The 21,594-nt window shown below is 58.3% G+C and carries 22 protein-coding genes and 1 tRNA gene; 15 read left to right on the forward strand and 8 right to left on the reverse strand.

Features of this window, described 5'->3' with window-relative positions:
* Nucleotides 1–114: 114 nt before the first annotated feature.
* The 8 genes from Q0746_RS03675 (at nt 115) to Q0746_RS03710 (ending at nt 11,493) form a co-directional block, all read left to right on the forward strand.
* The gene (locus Q0746_RS03675) at nt 115–1,329 is read left to right on the forward strand and encodes a multidrug effflux MFS transporter (RefSeq protein WP_298257311.1); all 1,215 of its coding nucleotides are present in this window, start codon (nt 115–117) and stop codon (nt 1,327–1,329) included.
* A gap of 58 nt (nt 1,330–1,387) precedes the next feature.
* A complete protein-coding gene (locus tag Q0746_RS03680) occupies nt 1,388–2,767 on the forward strand; it encodes a helix-turn-helix transcriptional regulator (protein WP_298257313.1) in 1,380 nt (459 codons plus the stop codon).
* Nucleotides 2,764–3,549: an alpha/beta fold hydrolase gene (locus Q0746_RS03685; protein ID WP_298257315.1), complete on the forward strand. Its 786-nt coding sequence runs from the start codon at nt 2,764–2,766 to the stop codon at nt 3,547–3,549. The genes Q0746_RS03680 and Q0746_RS03685 overlap by 4 nt, the downstream gene beginning before the upstream one ends.
* A gap of 9 nt (nt 3,550–3,558) precedes the next feature.
* Nucleotides 3,559–4,695, forward strand: coding sequence for an alpha-hydroxy acid oxidase (locus Q0746_RS03690; protein ID WP_298257317.1), 1,137 nt, complete (start codon nt 3,559–3,561; stop codon nt 4,693–4,695).
* A gap of 124 nt (nt 4,696–4,819) precedes the next feature.
* Nucleotides 4,820–8,257 (forward strand): pyruvate carboxylase, encoded by a 3,438-nt coding sequence (locus Q0746_RS03695; RefSeq protein WP_298257319.1) that lies wholly within the window; start codon nt 4,820–4,822, stop codon nt 8,255–8,257.
* A 135-nt stretch (nt 8,258–8,392) separates the two neighbouring features.
* Complete coding sequence (locus Q0746_RS03700; RefSeq protein ID WP_298257321.1) at nt 8,393–9,196, forward strand: phosphodiesterase; 804 nt, start codon at nt 8,393–8,395, stop codon at nt 9,194–9,196.
* 97 nt (nt 9,197–9,293) lie between these two features.
* Entirely contained in the window at nt 9,294–11,111 is a 1,818-nt protein-coding gene (locus Q0746_RS03705) for a M3 family oligoendopeptidase (RefSeq protein ID WP_298258049.1), read from the forward strand.
* 28 nt (nt 11,112–11,139) lie between these two features.
* A complete protein-coding gene (locus tag Q0746_RS03710) occupies nt 11,140–11,493 on the forward strand; it encodes an MmcQ/YjbR family DNA-binding protein (protein WP_298257323.1) in 354 nt (117 codons plus the stop codon).
* A 52-nt stretch (nt 11,494–11,545) separates the two neighbouring features.
* On the opposite strand, the gene Q0746_RS03715 is transcribed toward Q0746_RS03710, so the two are convergent.
* The 3 genes from Q0746_RS03715 to Q0746_RS03725 form a co-directional block, all read right to left on the reverse strand.
* The gene (locus Q0746_RS03715) at nt 11,546–12,538 is read right to left on the reverse strand and encodes an ankyrin repeat domain-containing protein (RefSeq protein ID WP_298257325.1); all 993 of its coding nucleotides are present in this window, start codon (nt 12,536–12,538) and stop codon (nt 11,546–11,548) included.
* Nucleotides 12,539–12,650: 112 nt separating this feature from the next.
* Complete coding sequence (rpoH, locus tag Q0746_RS03720) at nt 12,651–13,547, reverse strand: RNA polymerase sigma factor RpoH (protein ID WP_298257326.1); 897 nt, start codon at nt 13,545–13,547, stop codon at nt 12,651–12,653.
* Nucleotides 13,548–13,723: 176 nt separating this feature from the next.
* A complete protein-coding gene (locus Q0746_RS03725) occupies nt 13,724–14,746 on the reverse strand; it encodes an RluA family pseudouridine synthase (RefSeq protein WP_298257328.1) in 1,023 nt (340 codons plus the stop codon).
* Here Q0746_RS03725 and Q0746_RS03730 point away from each other — a divergent pair.
* Nucleotides 14,745–15,059, forward strand: a complete 315-nt coding sequence (locus tag Q0746_RS03730) for a DUF6476 family protein (protein WP_298257330.1) — start codon at nt 14,745–14,747, stop codon at nt 15,057–15,059. The two genes, Q0746_RS03725 and Q0746_RS03730, sit on opposite strands and share 2 nt — an antisense overlap.
* Nucleotides 15,060–15,086: 27 nt before the next feature.
* Here the strand turns inward: Q0746_RS03730 and Q0746_RS03735 are convergent.
* Nucleotides 15,087–15,163: transfer RNA gene (locus Q0746_RS03735), tRNA-His, on the reverse strand.
* Between the two features lie 63 nt (nt 15,164–15,226).
* Nucleotides 15,227–15,760: a GNAT family N-acetyltransferase gene (locus tag Q0746_RS03740; RefSeq protein ID WP_298257332.1), complete on the reverse strand. Its 534-nt coding sequence runs from the start codon at nt 15,758–15,760 to the stop codon at nt 15,227–15,229.
* 65 nt (nt 15,761–15,825) lie between these two features.
* Here Q0746_RS03740 and Q0746_RS03745 point away from each other — a divergent pair, with 65 nt between their 5' ends.
* The gene (locus tag Q0746_RS03745) at nt 15,826–16,020 is read left to right on the forward strand and encodes a DUF6324 family protein (protein WP_298257334.1); all 195 of its coding nucleotides are present in this window, start codon (nt 15,826–15,828) and stop codon (nt 16,018–16,020) included.
* A gap of 2 nt (nt 16,021–16,022) precedes the next feature.
* Here the strand turns inward: Q0746_RS03745 and Q0746_RS03750 are convergent, their stop codons facing one another.
* Nucleotides 16,023–17,309 (reverse strand): vWA domain-containing protein, encoded by a 1,287-nt coding sequence (locus Q0746_RS03750; protein ID WP_298257336.1) that lies wholly within the window; start codon nt 17,307–17,309, stop codon nt 16,023–16,025.
* On the opposite strand from Q0746_RS03750, the gene Q0746_RS03755 reads away from it, so the two are divergent.
* A complete protein-coding gene (locus Q0746_RS03755; protein ID WP_298257338.1) occupies nt 17,297–18,124 on the forward strand; it encodes a DUF6502 family protein in 828 nt (275 codons plus the stop codon). The two genes, Q0746_RS03750 and Q0746_RS03755, sit on opposite strands and share 13 nt — an antisense overlap.
* Nucleotides 18,121–18,306, forward strand: coding sequence for a hypothetical protein (locus tag Q0746_RS03760; protein WP_298257340.1), 186 nt, complete (start codon nt 18,121–18,123; stop codon nt 18,304–18,306). The genes Q0746_RS03755 and Q0746_RS03760 overlap by 4 nt, the downstream gene beginning before the upstream one ends.
* A 149-nt stretch (nt 18,307–18,455) precedes the next feature.
* On the opposite strand, the gene Q0746_RS03765 is transcribed toward Q0746_RS03760, so the two are convergent.
* Nucleotides 18,456–18,911 carry an MmcB family DNA repair protein gene (locus tag Q0746_RS03765; protein ID WP_298257342.1) on the reverse strand — a complete coding sequence of 152 codons (456 nt, stop codon included), beginning with the start codon at nt 18,909–18,911 and terminating at the stop codon, nt 18,456–18,458.
* A 116-nt stretch (nt 18,912–19,027) separates the two neighbouring features.
* On the opposite strand from Q0746_RS03765, the gene Q0746_RS03770 reads away from it, so the two are divergent.
* Nucleotides 19,028–19,351 carry a metalloregulator ArsR/SmtB family transcription factor gene (locus Q0746_RS03770; protein ID WP_298257344.1) on the forward strand — a complete coding sequence of 108 codons (324 nt, stop codon included), beginning with the start codon at nt 19,028–19,030 and terminating at the stop codon, nt 19,349–19,351.
* A complete protein-coding gene (locus tag Q0746_RS03775) occupies nt 19,344–19,760 on the forward strand; it encodes an SRPBCC domain-containing protein (protein WP_298257347.1) in 417 nt (138 codons plus the stop codon). The genes Q0746_RS03770 and Q0746_RS03775 overlap by 8 nt, the downstream gene beginning before the upstream one ends.
* A 250-nt stretch (nt 19,761–20,010) precedes the next feature.
* On the opposite strand, the gene Q0746_RS03780 is transcribed toward Q0746_RS03775, so the two are convergent.
* On the reverse strand, nt 20,011–20,895 hold the full coding sequence (locus Q0746_RS03780; protein WP_298257349.1) for a LysR family transcriptional regulator: 885 nt from the start codon (nt 20,893–20,895) through the stop codon (nt 20,011–20,013).
* 87 nt (nt 20,896–20,982) lie between these two features.
* Between Q0746_RS03780 and Q0746_RS03785 the strand changes: the two genes are divergently transcribed.
* Nucleotides 20,983–21,591, forward strand: a complete 609-nt coding sequence (locus Q0746_RS03785) for a class I SAM-dependent methyltransferase (protein ID WP_298257351.1) — start codon at nt 20,983–20,985, stop codon at nt 21,589–21,591.
* Nucleotides 21,592–21,594 lie beyond the last annotated feature (3 nt).

Below are 21,594 nucleotides of genomic sequence, written 5' to 3' on the forward strand. Positions count from 1 at the left end.
GACCAATCGGCAAATTTGCAAATATAGCAAACCCACCAATCAGGTAATTGCAAACTTGCAAACATCTAAACTAATGGGTTCACCTTCCAAATTCCCAAGCCTAACGTCCCCCTCATGAGCTATTCATCAGCGCGACTTTTTGATCGCACCACCCCGCCTCACATCTTCACGCTCGTTCTGCTTGCAGGGGTGTCGGCGATGAATATGTCCATTTTCCTCCCCTCCCTTCCGGTCATGACGGAGGCCTTCAATACCGAATACGGGGTGATGCAACTGTCGATCTCGCTGTATTTGGCCTGCACTGCATTGCTTCAAATCCTGATCGGCCCCCTGTCAGACCTCTATGGGCGCCGTCCCGTCGTATTGGGCGCATTGAGCATCTTCGCCTTGGCGTCGCTGGGGTGCTATGCCGCCCCGACAATCGAAGTTTTCTTGGTGTTTCGCATGATCGCTGCCTGTGTGGCTGTGGGCATGGTGATGTCGCGCGCCATCGTGCGCGACGTTGTTCCAATGGCAGAATCCGCCTCGACCATGGGGTATGTCACCATGGGCATGTCACTGGTACCCATGTTCGCCCCGACGATTGGCGGCTTCATCGACGAGCTGTTCGGCTGGCGCGCAATCTTCTTGTTTGCCTTTGCCTTCGGGATCGGACTGGCACTGCTATGCTGGGCCGATCAAGGGGAGACCAACACCGAAAAATCAGCCAGCCTCGTTGCACAAGTCCGCGACTACCCAGAGCTGTTCACCTCCCCCCGCTTCTGGGGATACGCCCTGTCGGCGGCCTTCGCATCCGGTGCATTCTTTGCCTTCCTTGGGGGCTCTCCCTATGTGGCATCGGTTGTCTATGAGCTCCCTTCAACCACATCTCGCTATCTGTTTGGCGTTCCTGCAGTGGGGTACTTCGCCGGAAATCTGTTTTCTGGGCGCTATTCGGTCCGCATCGGGGTGAACCGCATGATCTTGATCGGGTGCATCCTTCTGGTCGTTGGTTTGACTGGCTCCCTGATCGTAACGGCCGCCGGATATGGGTCTGCCTATGTGTTTTTCGGGTTCTGCACCTTTGTGGGTTTGGGGAATGGGTTGGTCCTTCCCAACGCGAATGCCGGCCTTTTGTCGGTGCGACCGCATCTGGCGGGCACCGCGTCGGGGGTGGGCGGCGCAATTATGATCGGTGGCGGGGCTGCCCTGGCCGCGCTGGCAGGCGCGCTGCTGGAGGGAGGGCAAGGAAGCTTCCCCTTGCAATGGGTAATGCTGCTCAGCGCAGTCGCCAGCCTGATCGCAATCTTGCTGGTTATGCGCCGCGAGAGAGGCATTCTCGAAGCTTGAGATCGAACTTTGCAAAGGCTATAGTCAAACATAGCAAAACTGCAAAGGCGCGCCCGATATGGCCCCAAGAAAACTCTATGCCGGCACGAAACTGCGTGAACTTCGGACCCGTATGGGGCTGACACAAAAGGCATTTGCATCAAAGCTGGGCGTGTCCCTGCCGTATTTGAACCAGATGGAAAACAACAACCGTCCGGTTTCCACATCCGTGGTTCTTGCGATGGCCAGCGAGTTCGGCTTCGATGTCACCGAACTGTCTACCGGCGACGCCGAGCGTTTGGTCACCGATATGTCTGAGGCGCTTTCGGATCCGATATTCGCAGAAATCGCGCCCCCTCTCGCCGACCTGCGCCTTGCCGCCTCCAATGCCCCCGCCCTGTCGCGCGCATTTATCGAGTTGCACCGCGCCTATCGCCAAACCCACGAGCGCCTCGCATCTTTGGACGAAGTATTGGGCCAAGAGGCCACCAATTTGCAGCCAAGCCCGTGGGAAGAGGTCCGAGATTTCTTTCACTATTGCGATAACTATGTCGATGCTGTGGATCACGCCGCCGAGCGGTTCTCCAGCACAATAAACGGGGATGTCTTGCGCTCTTCTGCGCTGAAGTTTGATCTGCAATTCACTGACAGCAAACGCATTCGCCGCTATGATCCGGTGACCAATACTTTGCGGTTGGCAGCCAGTTCCCCGCCCTCAACTCAGCGATTTCAGTTGCTACACCAAATTGCACTTTTGGAACAAAATGAACTTTTGGACGCAACATTGGACCTTGCCCGCTTTCAAACCGACGCCGCACGCCACATTGCCAAGATCGGGATGGCCAATTACTTCGCCGGCGCTGCCTTGATGCCCTATACTGCCTTTCTGGAGGCAGCCCAAACCACCCGACATGATCTGGAGCAGCTTGCAGATCAATTCGGCGCCTCGATCGAGCAGGTGTCGCATCGGCTTTCCACCTTGCAGCGTCCGGGAGCGAAAGGCATTCCGTTTTTCTTTGTACGCGTCGACCAAGCAGGCACGATCACCAAACGGCACTCGGCAACGCGGTTGCAATTCGCCCGCTTCGGTGGCCCCTGCCCACTTTGGAATGTTCACCGCGCGTTTGAAACCCCGGGGCGATTCCTACGCCAGCTGGCCGAAACCCCTGACGGGGTGCGCTATATCTCAATCGCGCGCGATGTCTCCAAAACCGGCGGCAGCTTCACTGCACCGACCCGCCGCTATGCCATTGCCCTCGGTTGCGAAATGACACATGCCAGCGAAATCGTTTACGCCGATGACATGCTACCGGCCAGCCCGCAAGCCTTTGAGCCAATTGGAATTTCCTGCCGCATCTGCCCACGTCGCGAATGCCACCAGCGGTCTGTGCCCCCCCTTGAAAGCAAACTCTCCGTCGATCACGACCAACGCGGCACCCTGCCCTATAAGGTCGAATGATGCGCATAATTTTGCGAGCAGCTTTGCTTTTCTCGCTGTTCTTCGCGGCGTATTTCACCTTGGAGCGGTTCATTGTCTATCCGCTGGCCCCCCGCAGCATCGCCCCCTCGGACGCCCGCCTGAAGGTCAGCAAAATTGGGGACATGGTGGTTTGGTCCGCGCCCGCAAAACGTGGCAAACCTACGGTGGTGTATCTGCACGGCAACGCCGGTCATATCGCCAAACGTACCGCGCGCCTGCAACGGCTGATGGATCGCGGATATGGCATCGTCGCCCCCGCCTATCGCGGTAGCAACGGCAGCAAGGGGTGGCCCACTGAGGCGGGAATAGCGTCCGATATCAACGCCTTATACACATCTCTGACCAATGGAGCATTCACCGGAACACCTACCGTTCCAATCCTGTATGGCGAAAGCATCGGCGCTGCGGTTGCAATCAATCTCGCCACCACCTCCGCGGTGCGCCCCCGCGCAATCGTGCTTGAGGCCCCCTTCACATCTCTCAAAGATGTGGCGGCCCACATGCATCCGCAGTTGCCCCTCGCCACTGGCTTGATGTTGAGCCGTTGGCCCAGCGTTCGCCGCGCCACAAAACTACAGGCTCCCTTGCTCATTTTGCATGGGGAGAAGGACGACTTCATTCCGCCCAAAATGGGCCGCGCGATCCTTGAGGCCGCCGGTTCCAAACACAAGGAGCTTTACGTGGTAAAAGGTGCGGGCCATATCAATATGTGGACAGGGGACGCGCAACGGCGTTTGTATAGATTCATAAAACAATTCTAAGGTCGCCCGATGGATCATCACGCCAAATACCCCGGACTGTCGGACCTGAAGGCGCAGGCGCGCAAACGCATTCCGCATTTCGTGTGGGAATATCTCGACAGCGCCACCGGCCAAGAGGCCACCCTCAAACGCAACCGCCGCAAACTCGACGAGGTGCTGCTGCGCCCGTCCATTTTGCACGGCGAGTTCGCGCCCGATCTATCCACCACATTCTTAGGGCGCGACTTCAAACTGCCTTTCGGCATTGCCCCCGTTGGCATGTCCGGTCTGATCTGGCCCGACGCCGAACGCATGTTGGCCAAAGAGGCTGCCCGCCAAGGCATCCCCTACTCTTTGTCCACCGTCGCCACACGAACACCCGAAGACCTTGCCCCGCATTTGGGCGAGGACGCGTGGTTCCAGATGTATCCGCCTCGCGATCCAGACATCCGCAAAGACATGATGGCGCGCGCAAAGGCGGCAGGATTTAACACGCTGGTGATGACTGTGGATGTGCCAGTGGCTTCGCGCCGTGAACGCCAGACCCGTGGTGGCCTGACTCAACCGCCCCGCCTAACCCCCCGTCTGGCGCTGCAAGCAGCCCAATGTCCTGCTTGGCTCAATGGTATCCGCAAAACGGGCATGCCGCGGATGAAATTGATGGACAGTTATTCGGAGCAAAAGGTCAGCCTGTCCTCCACCGAGCATGTCGGCTACCTGCTGCGCACCTCTCCAGATTGGGACTACGTCAAATATCTGCGCGATGAATGGGACGGGCCGTTGATCGTGAAAGGCGTGGCCAATCCTGACGATGCCGCCCGCTTGCAAGACGAGGGCGTGGACGCGCTATGGGTCTCCAATCACGCCGGTCGCCAGTTCGATGCGGGCCTCGCGACCATAGAGTCCCTACCCCATGTCCGCGCCGCAACCTCCCTGCCCTTGGTTTTCGACAGCGGCGTCGAGGGTGGCTTGGACATCATTCGCGCTTTGGCTTTGGGGGCGGATTTCGTGATGCTGGGCCGCCCATGGCACTACGCCCTTGGCGCTTTGGGCAGCGCTGGCCCTGCGCATTTGGCGGATATGCTGGCGAAAGACATGGCTTCAAACATGGGGCAACTGGGGACGAAAACCCTCAAAGAACTCTCTGGTCGCTTGGTTCACAGATAAAAAACAGCCCCTCGCCGCTTCGTTAGCGCTACCAAAAACTGGGTATACCCAGTTGTAACTAGTTTACGACACGGCGCTTTGCCCCTATTCATGCCGCAACTGCACAAATAGGGGTCCTCCTGCCATGGCCGATTTCCAGAAAATACTCATCGCAAACCGCGGCGAAATTGCGATCCGTGTGATGCGCGCTGCCAACGAAATGGGGAAGAAAACCGTCGCCATTTATGCCGAAGAAGACAAACTCGGCCTGCACCGCTTCAAAGCAGATGAAGCCTATAAAATCGGCGAAGGCCTTGGCCCTGTGGCCGCCTACCTCAGCATTGAGGAAATCATCCGCGTCGCTAAAATGTCCGGCGCTGATGCGATCCACCCCGGCTACGGCCTGCTGTCCGAGAACCCCGAATTTGTAGACGCCTGCAACGAAGCCGGTATCAAGTTTATCGGCCCCAAAGCCGAAACCATGCGCAAACTTGGCGACAAAGCTTCTGCGCGCCAAGTGTCGATTGAGGCCGGCGTTCCGGTAATCCCAGCCACTGCTGTCTTGGGCGACGACATGGAGGCGATCAAAAAAGAGGCCGCTGAAATCGGCTACCCCTTGATGCTAAAGGCCTCTTGGGGCGGCGGTGGTCGCGGCATGCGCGCCATTAACTCCGAGGACGAGTTGGAAGAAAAGGTCCTTGAGGGCCGCCGCGAAGCCGAAGCCGCCTTCGGCAATGGCGCGGGCTTCCTTGAGAAGATGATCGTACGTGCCCGTCACGTAGAAGTGCAAATCCTTGGCGACAGCCACGGCCAGATTTACCACCTGTATGAGCGCGACTGCTCGGTCCAACGCCGTAACCAAAAAGTGGTGGAGCGCGCACCAGCCCCCTATCTGTCCGGCACCCAGCGTGAACAGATTTGCCAATTGGGCAAGAAGGTCTGCGAACATATCGGCTATGAATGTGCAGGTACCGTTGAATTCCTGATGGATATGGACAGCGGCGAGTTTTACTTCATCGAAGTAAACCCACGCGTCCAAGTAGAGCACACCGTCACCGAAGAAGTCACCGGCATCGACATCGTGCGGGCGCAAATCCTGATTGCCGAGGGCAAATCCCTCGTGGAGGCCACAGGCTGCGCATCGCAATATGACGTCAAGCTGGACGGCCACGCGCTGCAGTGCCGCGTGACAACAGAAGACCCGCAAAACAACTTCATCCCAGACTATGGCCGCATCACGACTTACCGCTCGGCCACTGGCATGGGCATTCGCCTCGATGGCGGCACCGCCTATGCGGGTGCGGTGATCACGCGCTACTACGATAGCTTGCTGACCAAAGTGACCGCTTGGGCGCCGACGCCTGAGGCCTCAATCAACCGTATGGACCGTGCGTTGCGCGAATTCCGTGTGCGCGGTGTGTCGACGAATATTGCCTTCGTGGAAAACCTGCTCAAGCACCCGACGTTCTTGAACTATGAATACCACACCAAGTTCATCGACGAAACGCCTGACCTCTTCGACTTCAAAAAGCGCCGCGACCGCGCAACGAAGATTCTGACCTATATCGCGGATATCACCGTCAACGGTCACCCAGAAACCGAAGGCCGCGCCCTGCCCGCAGAGGCGCGCACGCCCAAAGCCCCTGCACCGCAAGCCAAACCTGCCTACGGCACGCGTAACATTCTCGAGGATCACGGCCCACAAGCCGTCGCCGACTGGATGTCCGACCAAAAGCAGCTGTTGATCACCGACACCACCATGCGCGACGGTCACCAGTCGTTGCTGGCCACGCGCATGCGGTCCCTTGATATGATCCGCGTGGCGCCGACCTATGCGTCGAACATGCCGCAGCTTTTCTCCATGGAATGCTGGGGCGGGGCGACATTCGACGTGGCCTACCGCTTCTTGCAAGAATGCCCGTGGCAGCGCCTGCGGGACCTGCGCCGCGCCATGCCAAACCTGATGACGCAAATGCTGCTGCGCGCCTCCAACGGGGTGGGCTACACCAACTACCCTGACAACGTGGTGCAAGAATTCGTGCGCCAAGCCGCCGAGACCGGCGTTGACGTCTTCCGCGTGTTCGACAGCCTCAACTGGGTAGAGAACATGCGTGTGGCGATGGATGCGGTCGCTGAATCCGGCAAGGTTGTCGAAGGCACGATCTGCTACACTGGTGACATTCTGAACCCTGACCGCGCGAAATACTCGCTGCAGTATTACGTCGACATGGGCAAAGAGCTGAAGGCCGCTGGTGCCCATGTGCTTGGCCTGAAAGACATGGCAGGTTTGATGAAACCAGCCTCCGCGCGCGTTCTGGTCAAAGCGTTGAAAGAGGAGGTCGGCCTGCCGATCCACTTCCACACGCATGACACCGCAGGCGTGGCAATCGCGACCATTTTGGCGGCCTCCGAGGCCGGAGTGGACGCGGTGGATTGCGCCATGGATGCGCTGTCTGGCAACACCTCGCAAGCGACACTTGGCTCCGTGGTCGAGGCCTTGGCCCACACCGACCGCGACACGGGCTTGGATATCAAAACCGTACGCCAAATTTCGGACTACTGGGAAGCCGTGCGCGGCCAATACGCCGCCTTCGAGAGCGGCATGCAGGCCCCCGCCTCCGAAGTTTACCTCCACGAAATGCCAGGTGGTCAGTTTACCAACCTCAAGGCGCAAGCCCGCTCTGTCGGCTTGGAGGAACGCTGGCACGAGGTGGCTCAAACCTATGCCGATGTGAACCAGATGTTTGGCGACATCGTCAAAGTGACGCCCTCCTCCAAAGTTGTGGGCGACATGGCGTTGATGATGGTCTCCCAAGGCCTGACGCGTGACGAGGTCGAAAATCCGAAAACCGACGTGGCCTTCCCTGACAGCGTGGTCGACATGATGCGCGGCAACCTAGGCCAACCTCCGGGTGGCTGGCCAAAGGCGATCCAGAAGAAAATCCTCAAGGGCGAGAAGCCAATGACCCACCGCCCCGGCGAAAAGCTGGAACCGGTTGATCTGGAAGCCACCCGCGCCGAGCTGTCCGAAATGTTGGGTGGCAAGGATATCGATGGCGAGGATTTGAACGGCTACCTGATGTACCCGAAGGTCTTCACCGATTACGCCGAACGCCATGAAATCTATGGGCCTGTGCGCACCCTGCCGACACGGACCTTCTTCTACGGCATGGAGCCGGGCGAAGAGATCAGCGCCGAAATCGATCCGGGAAAAACGCTGGAAATTCGCATGCAGGCTTTGGGCGAAACCGATGATGCGGGCGAGGCCAAAGTGTTCTTCGAACTCAACGGCCAACCCCGTGTTATCCGCGTGGCAAATCGCAAGGCCGCATCTTCCTCCGTGCGCATGCCGAAGGCCGAAGTTGGCAACCCCAACCACATCGGGGCGCCAATGCCGGGTGTTGTGGCCACTGTGGCGGCGCGTGTGGGTATGCAGGTCAAAGAAGGTGACCTTCTGCTGACCATCGAGGCGATGAAGATGGAAACCGGCATCCACGCCGAACGTGACGCAGTGATCAAGGCCGTTCATGTGGCCGCTGGGGGGCAAATCGACGCCAAAGACCTTCTGGTCGAGTTCGAATAACCCCGCGCCCTTGGCCCCTTTTGCGGGGCACTGCGTTTGACCAAATTGAAAGCTGGGCCTAGCGGCGCGTGAAAAACGCCGCTAGGCTTTCTTTTAGGCCCCGCAGGAGGGGCGTCAGTTCGGGGGCGCTACACAATGAAGCTTCTTGTTTTTTCGGACCCGCATTTGGTGGAGCCTGACCAACGGATCATCGGCCTCAACCCGTCGCAACGCTTCTCTCAGGCCCTTGATCACGCATTGAAAAACCATCCAGACGCCGCACATATGGTGATCCTTGGGGACTTGACCCACCACGGTCGAGACGCTCAGTATCTCGCGCTTCAACGCTGCCTCGACGCGGTCAACATCCCGCTGTCTTTGATGCTGGGAAACCACGATGATCGATCAGCCTTCCTCAAGGCTTTCCCTGATACGCCCCTCACCCCCTCGGGGCACGTCCAACATGTGGTCCAGTTGGGGCACCACCGCTTGATTTGCCTCGACACGTTGGATGCCGAGGCCACGCCGAAGCATTCCGGCCTGCTATGCGAAGCGCGCATGGGATGGCTGCGCGACGCCCTTGAGGCAGCCAAGGGCGCGCCTGTGACTTTGGCATTGCATCACCCCCCCTTTGTCACGGGTCTGGATGGCATGGACGCTATTCGTCTGCGAAATGCGCAAGAATTGCAGGCGCTCATCGCCGAGTTTCCCAATGTGGTGCAACTTCTTTGCGGCCATGTGCACCGCAACATTTCCGGCGGGCTGTGCGGCACATCCTTCGCGACCTTCAAAAGCACCTGCCATCAGTCGCCCCTTACCTTGGGCCTGCAAGGCAGCGATCACTCCATAGACGAGCCAGCAGGCTACGGTATCGTCTTGTTCACCAAAGACCGCGTTATCGTGCATACGGATGATTTAGGGGGGCGCGGCGCCCCGACTGTCGATGGACATTCCGCTTAATCTTTTTGTTTTGATCAACAACATCTTGTTGCCGTGTTCGCGCGCACATAGGTTGGCTGGGAATTAGATCAAAGGACGTCCCATGCGCACACCGTTTATGCCCTCTTTCAAGCAACCTCTTCGCGATGTCATCGAGGGCGGCGGCGGCCTTGGCGACCTGCCGGATTGGGACCTCAGCGATCTTTACACGGCACCGGACGCAAAAGAATACACTCGGGACATGGAGTGGCTTGCGCAGGCCTGCGCAGGGTTTGCCGCCGAGTTTGAAGGCAAGTTGGCCGATCTGGATGCCAAAGGCCTGCTCGACTGCGTTCTGCAATACGAAAAGATCGACATGATCTCTGGGCGCATCATGTCTTATGCGGGACTGCGCTACTACCAAAACACCACCGACGATGAGCGCGCGCAGTTCATGGCCAACGCGCAGGATAAGATCACCAGCTTCTCGACCCCGCTGGTGTTCTTCTCGCTGGAAATCAATCGGATTCCAGATGAACAACTGGACGCCTTGTTCGCGCAAGACGCGGATCTCGCGCGCTACCGCCCGATCTTTGATCGCCTGCGTGCCATGCGCCCCTATCAGCTGTCTGACGAGCTGGAAAAATTTCTGCACGACCAATCCACCGTTGGGGCCGCCGCATGGAACCGCCTGTTTGACGAGACCATCGCGGGCCTGAAATTCACCGTGAATGGCGAAGAGATGGGCATCGAGGGCACGTTGAACCTGATGACCGATCCCGACCGCGCCAAGCGCGAGGCCGGTGCACGCGAGCTGGCGCGGGTGTTTGGTGAAAACGTCAAACTCTTTTCCCGCGTGCACAACACGCTGGCCAAGGAAAAGGAAGTCGAGGACCGCTGGCGTGGCATGCCCACCCCACAAACCGGCCGCCATCTTGCCAACCACGTCGAGCCGGAGGTCGTCGAGGCCCTGCGCAACGCGGTCGTCGCCGCCTACCCCAAGCTGTCGCACCGCTATTACGAGCTGAAGCGAAAATGGCTGGGCTTGGACGTCATGCAGGTCTGGGACCGCAATGCCCCCTTGCCGATGGAAGACCCTCGGCTCGTGGGCTGGGACGAAGCCAAAGATACCGTCATGGAAGCCTACCACGACTTTGCCCCCGAAATGGCCGGCATCGCGGAGCCGTTCTTCAACCGCGGGTGGATCGATGCGGGCGTCAAACCCGGCAAGGCCCCCGGCGCGTTCGCCCATCCCACCGTCGCCGATGTGCACCCCTATGTGATGCTCAACTACTTGGGCAAGCCACGTGATGTGATGACATTGGCGCATGAGCTGGGCCACGGCGTTCACCAAGTTCTGGCCGCGGGGCAAGGCGAATTGCTGTCCTCCACCCCGCTGACCTTGGCCGAAACGGCGTCGGTCTTTGGCGAAATGCTGACCTTCCGCAAAATGCTGTCTAAGGCCAAAACCCAAGCCGAGCGCAAGGTGCTGCTGGCAGGCAAAGTCGAGGACATGATCAACACCGTGGTGCGCCAGATTGCGTTCTACGACTTCGAGTGCAAGCTGCATGAAGCCCGCGCACAAGGAGAACTAACGCCAGACGATATCGGGGCGTTGTGGATGTCGGTGCAGGCGGAAAGCTTGGGGCCAGCGTTTGAGTATATGGAAGGCTACGATAGCTTCTGGTCCTATGTGCCGCATTTCGTTCACTCGCCGTTTTACGTCTATGCCTATGCCTTCGGCGACGGGTTGGTGAACGCGCTTTATGCGGTCTTTGAGGAAGGCGGCGACGACTTCCAAGACAAGTATTTCGATATGCTGAAAGCTGGTGGCTCCAAACATCACAAAGAACTTCTGGCCCCCTTTGGCCTTGATGCGTCGGACCCCAAATTCTGGGACAAAGGCCTGTCGATGATCTCTGGGATGATCGACGAATTGGAAGCCATGGAGGAGTGATCCTCGCTCAACTCGGAGCCCGTCGTTCATGAACCGTGAAGAATTCAACAACTTCTGCGCAGCGCTTCCCGCCACAAACCACGTGGTGCAATGGGGGAACTCGGATGTCTGGAAGGTCGGCCCCAAGGTCTTTGCCATGTGCGGCTGGAACGACGGGAAAGACGCCTACACCTTCAAAGTGTCAGATATCGCTTGGGAAATTTTGCCCGATATGCCTGGCCTGCGCCCTGCCCCCTATCTGGCATCGCGCGGGATGAAATGGATTCAACAGTTTGAAGCGCCTGGCTTGTCGGATAGGGAGCTGAAAGCGCATATCGAGATGTCCTACGATATGGTCAAAGCAAAGCTGACAAAGAAAATGCGGGCCGAGTTGGGAATATAACTCGGCGCCGCATAATCATAGCTTCCGTGTCACGGCACCGCAGTCGAGCCTGCTAACCTTCCGCCGCCAACCGCCCGTCCAATGCGGCGCGGATCATGTCGCGGGCGCGGGCATAATCGGCGGCATAGGCGCGGTCGCTTTCTTCCGCGGCACTGGCGCTTAGACGGTCTTGCAGGTTCCGTTCGGCGGCCAAGGCCCCTTCCGTGACAACGTCAATCACCCGCCGCCCTGCCAAATCTGTGGCCCTTGGGTCGGCACCGGAGGCCAAAAGCGCCTGCACCAAGTCCACGTTGCCCCCCGCCATCATGAGCGGTGGCAGCCCCGGCATATTGTCCAACGATACGTCAGACGGCGGTGGCGTATCCGGATCAGCCCCGCGTGCCAAAAGCCCCACGGCCAATGACGATTGCGCATTTATCAGGGCCAAATGCAACGGTGTAAGCCCTATGCGGTTGGGGCTGGTGACCAGCTCTGGCGGTAGCATTTCAAGCAGGCGCTCCATGTCGTCTGCTTTCGGGTAATAGTTAAACGGGGAGGCCGCGGCATGCAGAACACTGTAGCCCCGTGCCGTGCGAAACCTCGGATTCGCGCCCTGCGACAGCAGCAGTTTCACCATGGAGGGAACAGCGTCCACATGCGCGGTGGCCCATATCAAAGGCACGGCCCCATTGCGGCCTTGCGGGGCATTGAGGTCCAGATCACGATGGGCCAACAAGAAGTTGCGCGCCGACGTCACACTTCCCGTGAGCAACAGATCGCGGAGCTCGTCATAGGGGGCCGGTAACGTGTCTAGCTGGATGTCGCCAATGTCACCCGTCTGCAGTGCTTCAATTTGCACCGAAACCAGCTCTTCAAAGCGCTGGCTATCCCCGACCTGCAACGCCAGTTTCATTTCGGTGTAATAGAGATCAAGCGCACGCATTTGCGCGTCGCTCATGGCGGCAGGATGTGACAGGGACTTGCGCCCTTCGACCATGTAGGCCCCTGCGACACTTAAGGAAAACGCCGTAAACAACGCGACCGGAACCATTCGGGACAGCATCATGCAACCACCTGTGATTTCAATGCGTCATCGGCCATATGTCGTCCTTCCCACCACGGCACAGAAAAAGGCCGCGCAATTGCACGGCCCTTTTGTCAGTTCACTTTGGCAAAAATTAGGCGTTTTCCAGCAAACCTTTTTCGCCGGCCAAACTGCGCATACGTTCTTGCAGTTTCTCGAAAGCGCGTACCTCAATTTGGCGAATGCGCTCCCGCGAGACGTCGTATTGCCCCGAGAGTTCTTCCAAGGTGATCGGCTTTTCTTGCAAACGGCGCTGCACCAAAATGTCCTTCTCGCGATCATTCAGCACGTCCATGGCTTCCGCCAGCAGCTCGCGGCGGGTTTCCATCTCGTCCTTGGCTTCGTAGTCGCCCGCTTGGTCGGCGTCTTCGTCTTCCAGCCAGTCCTGCCACTGCGTGGCCCCTTCGCCGTCCGCCGAAACAACCGCGTTCAGTGAGGCATCCCCCCCCGACATGCGGCGGTTCATCGAAATCACTTCGCTTTCGGTGACGTTCAGGTCGCTCGCAATTTTGGCCACGTTTTCAGGCCGCAAGTCGCCTTCTTCCAACGCGCCAATGCGGTTCTTTGCCTTGCGCAGGTTGAAGAACAGTTTCTTTTGCGCAGATGTCGTGCCCAGCTTCACCATCGACCACGACCGCAGGACATATTCCTGAATGGACGCCCGTATCCACCACATCGCATAGGTCGACAGACGGAACCCTTTCTCTGGGTCGAACTTTTTCACCGCTTGCATCAGGCCCACATTGGCTTCGGAAATAACCTCCGCCGTCGGCAAGCCGTAGCCGCGATAGCCCATGGCGATTTTCGCCGCGAGACGCAGGTGGGATGTGACCAGTTTATGCGCCGCACCGCTGTCCTCGTCATCTGCCCAGCGTTTGGCCAGCATGTATTCTTCCTCGGGTTCCAGCATCGGGAACTTGCGGATTTCTTGCATATAACGGTTGAGACCTTGCTCCGGACTAGGAGCTGGCAATCCAGTGTAATTCGTCATGTTCTCATGCCCCCCTTAAAAGGTTTGCTATTCGGATACCGAACATAGGAGCCGGTTATCTCCGGCTCAAGTTATTGCAGCGCACATACCCTGTGCGCGTTACTCAAGTATTAATGTAGGGTGCAAAGTCCCGTTTCAAAGGGTATGTTACGATTATTCACATAAATGTCAGGAATTCAGCCCAATTCTTCCAAAAGCGCTGTAAAATCAGGCGGCAGAGGTGCCTCAAATCGCATCATCTCCCCAGAAACGGGGTGTTTGAAGCCCAAGGTCGCGGCATGAAGGGCTTGTCGCGGAAATTCGCGTATCGCGTCTTGCGCGGCCTCGGGAAGGGCGTTTTTGGCAAGTTTGCGCCGTCCACCATAGACCGGATCCCCGACCAATGAATGCCCAACATGCGCCATATGCACCCTGATCTGATGCGTGCGTCCGGTCTCTAGCCAGCATTCCAAAAGGCCAACCACCGCAGGCGTCCCAAAACGTTGCAACACGCGCGCGCGCGTGACGGCATGGCGGCCCACATTCTTAACAACGGCTTGGCGCTGGCGGTCCGTTTTGTGGCGCGCCAGATTCGCGATGATCCGCAGGATGTTGCCCTGCTCGAACGCCACTCCTGGCAACCCGTTGATCCGCGGGTCCGAGGCCTCGGGCACCCCGTAGACCAATGCATTGTAGCGCCGCTCAACGGTGTGTTTCTCAAATTGCTTGGCCAGCCCTTGATGCGCAATGTCAGTTTTGGCCACGACCAAAAGCCCCGACGTCTCCTTATCGATGCGGTGCACAATGCCAGGGCGCTTTTCGCCCCCGATGCCGGACAGGCTGTCCACGCAGTGATGCAACAGGGCGTTCACCAATGTCCCCTTGGGCGACCCCGGAGCCGGATGCACCACCATGCCCGCAGGTTTATTCACCACGATCAAAGCGTCATCCTCATAAATCACGTCTAGCGGGATGTCCTCCGCCACGGTGTCGTATTCTACCGCTTCTCCGATGGTGATCATCCACACCTGCCCCAGCTGCGCTTTGGTTTTTGGCTGGTCCACGACCACCCCGTCCAGCGACACGGCCCCCTGCTCGATCAATTTGACCAGACGTGAGCGGCTCAACTGTGCCTCCACTGGTGCAAACAGGGCCAATGCTTTATCAAGGCGCGCGGGCGGGGCGTCAGTGATCTCGACCGCGATAGTTTGAGGCGACATGGACAGTAATCCCGAAATTCCGGCGGAAGAGCCCGCCAACCTAAAGTTCCTGCGACGGCTGGTTACAACCCTGACCGCAACGATGATTGTGGGCCTTGTAGTGATGATTGCGCTGGTTGTCATCCGCTTGAACGCAGGCCCCCCAGACATTGCCCTGCCCGACTATATCGAACTGCCGGACGGAACCCGCGCCACGGCCTTCACGCAGGCCCCGACTTGGTTTGCAGTGGTGACGGATGATGACCAAATCCTAATCTTCAATCGCGACAGCGGAGAGCTGACGCAAACCATATCCGTCACATCGCGGCCCTAATCCGGCAATTTATGAAGTTTGGGTGGATGGTACCGCCTCCCCGGCTCGAACGGGGGACCCCTGGTTCCACAAACCAGTGCTCTAACCAACTGAGCTAAGGCGGCACACTGCGTGGGATTTACCCATAGGCGTGACCGAATGCAAGACCGGTAAAGCGATTAATTCGCTTAAAGCAAAAGTTCGAACTCCTGCTCGACAGTGTCTTGCCCAAAGGCATGGGACTCGCGCTCTTGCGTCATCACAAAGCCGCGTTTGCGATACAGTCGACAGGCGGCCACATGGCTTGCATGGGTCCAAAGCACCAGCTTCGAGGCCCCGACCGCGCGCGCATGCTCAATCACGGCCTCCAGCATAAGCGGCGCAAGACCCAACCCCCGCGCAAAGGGCTCGAGGAAAAACATCCGCAGCCGTGCAGTTGTCGCGTCATCCATAACACAAAACACCGATCCCAGACGCTTGCCGTCGACGTCGGCAATAAACGCCCGTTCAGTTTTAGGGTCATGATTTTCGATAAACTCAGCCAAGATACGCATGACGAAGGCCTCAAAGGTGGCGTCATACCCTTCGTCCTTGGCGTAAAATGTGCCATGCCGCGCTGCAATCCAGCCCGCATCCCCAATTTGCAAATTTCGCATCTCAACTTTGGTTGATCCGGATGCCAATGCCGCACGTTGTTCGTTCGTAATTACATCGATGTCCATACTGCCTCTTGCCTCAGTGAATTATCAACGCTACCTCAGGTCCCAGCCATGGAAAAGAGGATCTTATGGGTATCAACAGCGAAAGCGAAATCGCAGGCAACCTGCAAATCGGCCCAACCACTGACGGCATGGTGCGTATCTATGTCGAGGCAGACGGTGTCGAATTGCCCTTCGACTTCGACCCAGAAGAAGCCGAAGAGATCGCAGAAGAAATTCGTGCGGCCGCAGCTGGCGCCCGCACGATGTCCAAAGGCAAGTAACGCTAGTTCAGGCAGACGCCCTTGCGGTAGCTGCCAACCTCACGCACCACTTTGGACGGGGCCGCTTCAATGCGCCGCCCTGTCAGCTCAGAGCGCAGCACCCGCCCCACCAAATCCGTCAGCGCGGTCACGCGGTAGCACGACACAGTTGGCTCCGCATGGCTGTAGCCGACGCCGCTGTCATCGGTCAGGAACATGTAGCGCCCTCCGGTTTGCACAGCGGCTTGGCGCATGAGGTATTCCGCCTCTGGCCCAACGCCGCTGGCCCCCAGCCCAAACACCTGAATGCCCTTGGAGGCCGCAGTGCGTGCCGCTTGCAAGTAGGTCTTCGCGCGATTGTTGTGCTCTGGGGCGTCAGCCACATGGATCAGCAAGCGTTCCCCTTTGCCACTGCGCCATTGCATGCCCGCCGCAGAGGCCAAAGCCCGCCCTGCGGCCTCTGGGTAATCCCCGCCGCCCCCTGCGGATTGCTGACGCAACCAGCCCTGCATCTGCGATTGTTGCTTGGTGAACCCGTAGTTTTTCACAACATAGGCGTCCCCGTCGTCGCGGTAGACCACCAGCCCATAGCGAATATCGACACCGGATGCCGCCCGCTTGGCCTGACGCGTTAGCCCCTTCAACTCCTTGGTCAGCCACGCCAACTCATCCGCCATGGAGCCGGTCGTATCGACAACAAACACCATGTCCAAGAAGTCTGGCTTCCAGTCCCCACTAAACGGCAGTTGCACCTGCGCGCGCTTCCCTGTCTTCAAACGCTGCACCATCGGGGTGCCTTGCCCCTCTGGGATCGCGCGCAATTCGACCTCGCGCAGGCGCCCTGCCCCAAGGCTCGCTGGAAAGACCGAGATCATACCGTCCACGCCCGAATACCCTGCGTAAAACGGCTCCGCTGCCCCGGGTTTGCGCAATGTCACCCGAACCCCCGGTGCAGGTTGGCCATCGGCTCCGCGCAATTGCGCCAAGACAGGTGTCGACAGGTTTGCCATTGGCAGTTTCAACGCCTTGCGCGATTTGGCCTGATAGCGGGTGAACGACGCAAGGTTCAGCGCGTCGTCAATGTCGCCTGCTGTTACAACTCCGCGCCGCGCACGGCCCGGATTGCGCGAAGGCGGTAGCGGTAAGGGAGCCGGAGCAATTGCCGTGCTACCCTTCGCGCTAGGCGCCATGTCCGCAGCAGCCTCGACCATCGGTTCTTCCAAAATAACGGCCCCTTCAGGAACGTCACAGGCCGATAAAAATACGCTGGCCATAAGGGCAATTCGGGGTGCTGAAAATGTCTTGGTCATGGGGTGCTCCAATTAATGTGTATTTTGCACATATTTCAAATTCACTTGCCACCGTCAAGAAAAATGTGCATATTGCGCATATGTTGGATTTACTCGATGCCCTCCTCGCCCCCTTTGCCCGCCTAATGGTGGCATTGGGCGTGCCTTTCCCCGATTTGGCCGAACGCCTGAAGGCGCATTACGTCGAAGCCGCGCGCAAGACATGCGACGGCAAACCAACCGACAGCCGCCTGTCCGTCATGACCGGATTGCAGCGCCGCGATGTGGCGCGTTTGCGTGATTTTCACCCGAACGAGCCGCGCCTGACCCATCTGTCGCGCCTGATCTCACTGTGGCAAACCGAGGCAGACTACAAAGGCGCACCAATCCCCAAAGGCGGCCCTGCCCCGTCTTTCGAAGCCCTTGCGTGGGAAGTGCGCCGCGACGTCCACCCGCGCACAATGCTGGATACGCTAATTGCTGCAGGAACAGTGTCGGTGGACGGGGAATCGGTGAATTTGATCGAGACATCCTATCAACCGCTGGCCGGATCCGAGGATCAAATGGCCTATCTTGCGCGCAACATGGGCGACCACCTGCAAGCGGCGACAACCAATATCACCTCAGACGTACCGCCGTATTTTGAGCGCGCCGTACATTATGCCGCCCTCTCGCCCGAACAAGTCGCCACGTTGGAACAGCAGTACCGCGACGGGCAAATGGCGTTGCTGGAACAGATCAATCAACAGGCGTCCCAGATGAAAGCCGTGCCTTCCGACGCCCCGCCCGTCAGGTTCCGAGCAGGTGGATATTTCTATTTTGAGGACGCAACATGAAGCGGATAACAGCAGCGGTTCTGGCATTAGCTTTGGCAGCTTGCGCGACCCCTGAAGCTGTCGTTCTTGAAGAACCAATCGTCGCAGAGGTCGCAATTGAAGCCGCCCCAGCGGCCAAGGTCGAAGACTGCGTACCCGGTGAAGACGACGGCATCGGCGGCACCGGATGCTCGGTAGATTAGGTGGCAGATGAGGTAACCCACGGGTTACCCGAAGCGTTGCGTCGTTAACCTTTTTAGGGCGTCATAACAGCCAATAGCACCGAACGGTTTTACCTATCTTTACAATGAGTTAATGCAATCACATCAAAATCACGCTGGATTTGATGTGATTACGCAAAGCGCCTGAAATCTGGGTCACGCATATGGGTGAGTCTCTGGGCCGCAACTCGCCCAAATTTCTGCGTCAAAACCTTGCGTCGCGCGGCGGCCAGCTTGTCTTCGGGGCTCATCCGGACGATCTCGGCCCCGTAAGCATCGGCAATGATCAAGCCAGTCGTGTCTGGCAGCAATTCAGTCGGGAAGTGCTCATCCACCGCCCAGAAATAGCGGTCACACCACTTGAGATAGCCATGCCATTTGTTGTCCGACTGGAAATCCGCGCGGGAGGATTTGCACTCCACCACCCACAGCTCCCCTTTGGGGCCAAGGCCCATTACATCCACGCGCTTGCCACGTTCAGGCACGAATTCTTCAACGCAGGCAAACCCATGCGACGCCAAATGGCGCGATACTCCTCGGGCGAGAAGCTGACCGGGTTGCAAGGAATGTGTCGCGGATACGGGCATGAGGTGAATGTGAACAAAACGTAAACAAAAATCAAGCCCAAGATAGATGTTGACTCAATACCTTTTGGTATCATATCCAATGAAGTACCAAAAGGTATCACTTTAAAGGCCCCATAATGACCCCCGAGCAACCCACCTTCAAAGCCCTCGCCGACCCGACACGCCGCGAAATTTTGCGCCAGCTCAGCGCGGCCGACATGACCATCGCCCAAGTCAGCGACAACTTCGACATGACCCGCGCCGCCGTCAAAAAGCACCTCACCGTGCTTAGCGACGGCGGGTTGATCACCGTGCGCACCCGAGGGCGCGAACGCGTGAACGCCCTAAGCCCAGAAGGGTTCGCCCCCATCCGAGACTGGCTAAGCTTCTTCGACCAGTTCTGGGACGACCGCCTCGCCGACCTGAAATCTACCATTGAAAAGGACCACACCGATGACTGAGACCACCCTACGCAAATCCATCTACCTCAAGGCGCCCAAATCCACCGTATGGGATTATCTGACAGAGCCGGACAAGCTGGCCATCTGGTTCCACAAACCCAAGGCCGCGCTGGCCGACGGGCAAGACTACGCCATGTATGGCACCGAGAGCGGCGACAAGCTGATGTGGGGGAACGTGGTGAAGGCGCAGCCGCATGACTACCTTGAATACACCTTTACAATCACCCCGATGGGCGACGCCACAAGCACCGTCAAATGGCGTCTGGAAGATGTGGCAGGCGGCACCCGCTTGTCACTGGAACACATTGGCCTGCCGCAGGGTGAAGAGGCGTTCGGCCTGACATTGGCACTCGATAAAGGGTGGGACGAACATCTGGGCCGCCTGCGCGCGGACGCCCACGCTGATTAACCGCGCCACGCTCCCTTGCTTTGCAGCGAGGGAGCGCCTACATCCATAGACGACGGTTCTGCCCTTCTTGTAACATGAGCGCTACATTCTGGTGGCCTTAAGCAATTCCTCGGGAGCTGGCTCTGTCTGGACCCTGGTTCAGTTACCTGGTGCCCACCTGTACATACAGGTCTGCGGGAATAAGCGCTCTACGGTTGTGGTGGTTCCGTCACCTCTTTCCACACTCGCCCCTTGTCTTTCACCTGCACGCCTAAGCCAAAGCGTCGGCCAAAAGGTCAAACACCAGCCTGATACGGCTGCTGGTGATCAACTCGCGGTGGCTTACCAGCCAAGTCGGGATGGTCAGCGGAACTATATCGGGCAGCACGCGCACAACTTCGGGCGACAGGGCCGCGATCTGTTCGGACATGACCGAAATCCCCAGCCCGTCCCGCACAAACTGCCAACCGACGACCCCGCTGGCCGAGTGATACCGTATGTTGCTTCGCGTAACGGGCAACCCCATTGCCAGCAAATGAACCAGCATCTCATCGGGATTGCCGTAGGCGATAAAGCTCGCCTCTGCGAGGTCTTCCAGACATTCAGGATGGCCGATACGCGCGACATATTCCTGCGTGGCATACATATAGGCATTCTGGTCCGAAAGCTTGCGCGCAATCAGCTCTGGCTGCACAGGCCGCACATGACGCAGGGCAATATCCGCGTCGCGGCGCAACAGGTCTGACAACGCGTTGGAGGCGACAACTTCCACCTCCACCCCAGGTGCTTCGTCGCGCAACATCTTAAGAATGCGGGGCATTTGATATGTCGAGGCAACATCGCTGGCGCTAATGCGCACCAAGCCCTCGATGCTTTGCGACTGCCCCGAGGCTGCAAGCGATACGCGGCTGGCGGCCTCTCCCATGGCCCGAACATGATCGACCAATTGCGCGCCGGATGTCGTAAGTGTCAATGACCGCCCGACGCGTTCGAACAAGGTGACCCCCAAAGCCTCTTCCAAGGCTGCGACTTGGCGGCCCAAGGTCGGTTGCGTCTGGTGTGTGGCGCGCGCAGCAGCCGACAACGAGCCCTCCTCCACCGTGGCGAGAAAGGCCCGAATGTGATTCCAATCAAAAGAGACCGCATCCCAATTCATACATATATGTATAAAGGGTCGCCAGATTTCGGCAATTCCTATATCACACGCGCATGGGTATCTATATCTCCACAAAGGAGATCTATCATGACACCCGCATCATTTTGGGACGGCGTTGCCGAACATTACGCCAAGAGCAAAATACGCAATCCCGAGCAATACCACCTGTCACTCGAGCGCACGCGTTCCTATCTGCGCCCAGAAGACCGCGTAGTCGAGTTGGGCTGCGGCACGGGATCTACTGCGTTGCTGCTGGCTCAGAACGTGGCCCTTTATACCGGCACAGATGTCTCCGCCAAAATGATCGAAATTGCCAATGGCAGGCTGGCCGGAGAGACCGTGCAGAACTTGGACTTCATCGTCTCGGATTCTGACAGCGATGCGCTTGGCACATCCTATGACGCGGTGCTGGCCCTAAATCTGTTGCATTTGGTCGACGATCTGCCCGCCACCCTGCGTCGTGCTCACATGATTACCCGTGACGGTGGTTTGTTCATCAGCAAAACCCCCTGCCTTGGACCCAAAAGATGGGTGTTTGCCCCGCTGATCAGGGCCCTGAAACTATTTGGAAAAGCCCCGCCCATCGTTCGGATGCTTACGCCCGAGGTGCTGGAACAGGCCATCACAGACGCAGGATTTGAGATCATCGAGACAGGGGACTACGTCAGCCGCTATGTGGTCGCACGAAAAAGCTAGACC

This window comes from uncultured Litoreibacter sp. (genome assembly GCF_947487515.1).
GTDB lineage: Bacteria > Pseudomonadota > Alphaproteobacteria > Rhodobacterales > Rhodobacteraceae > Litoreibacter.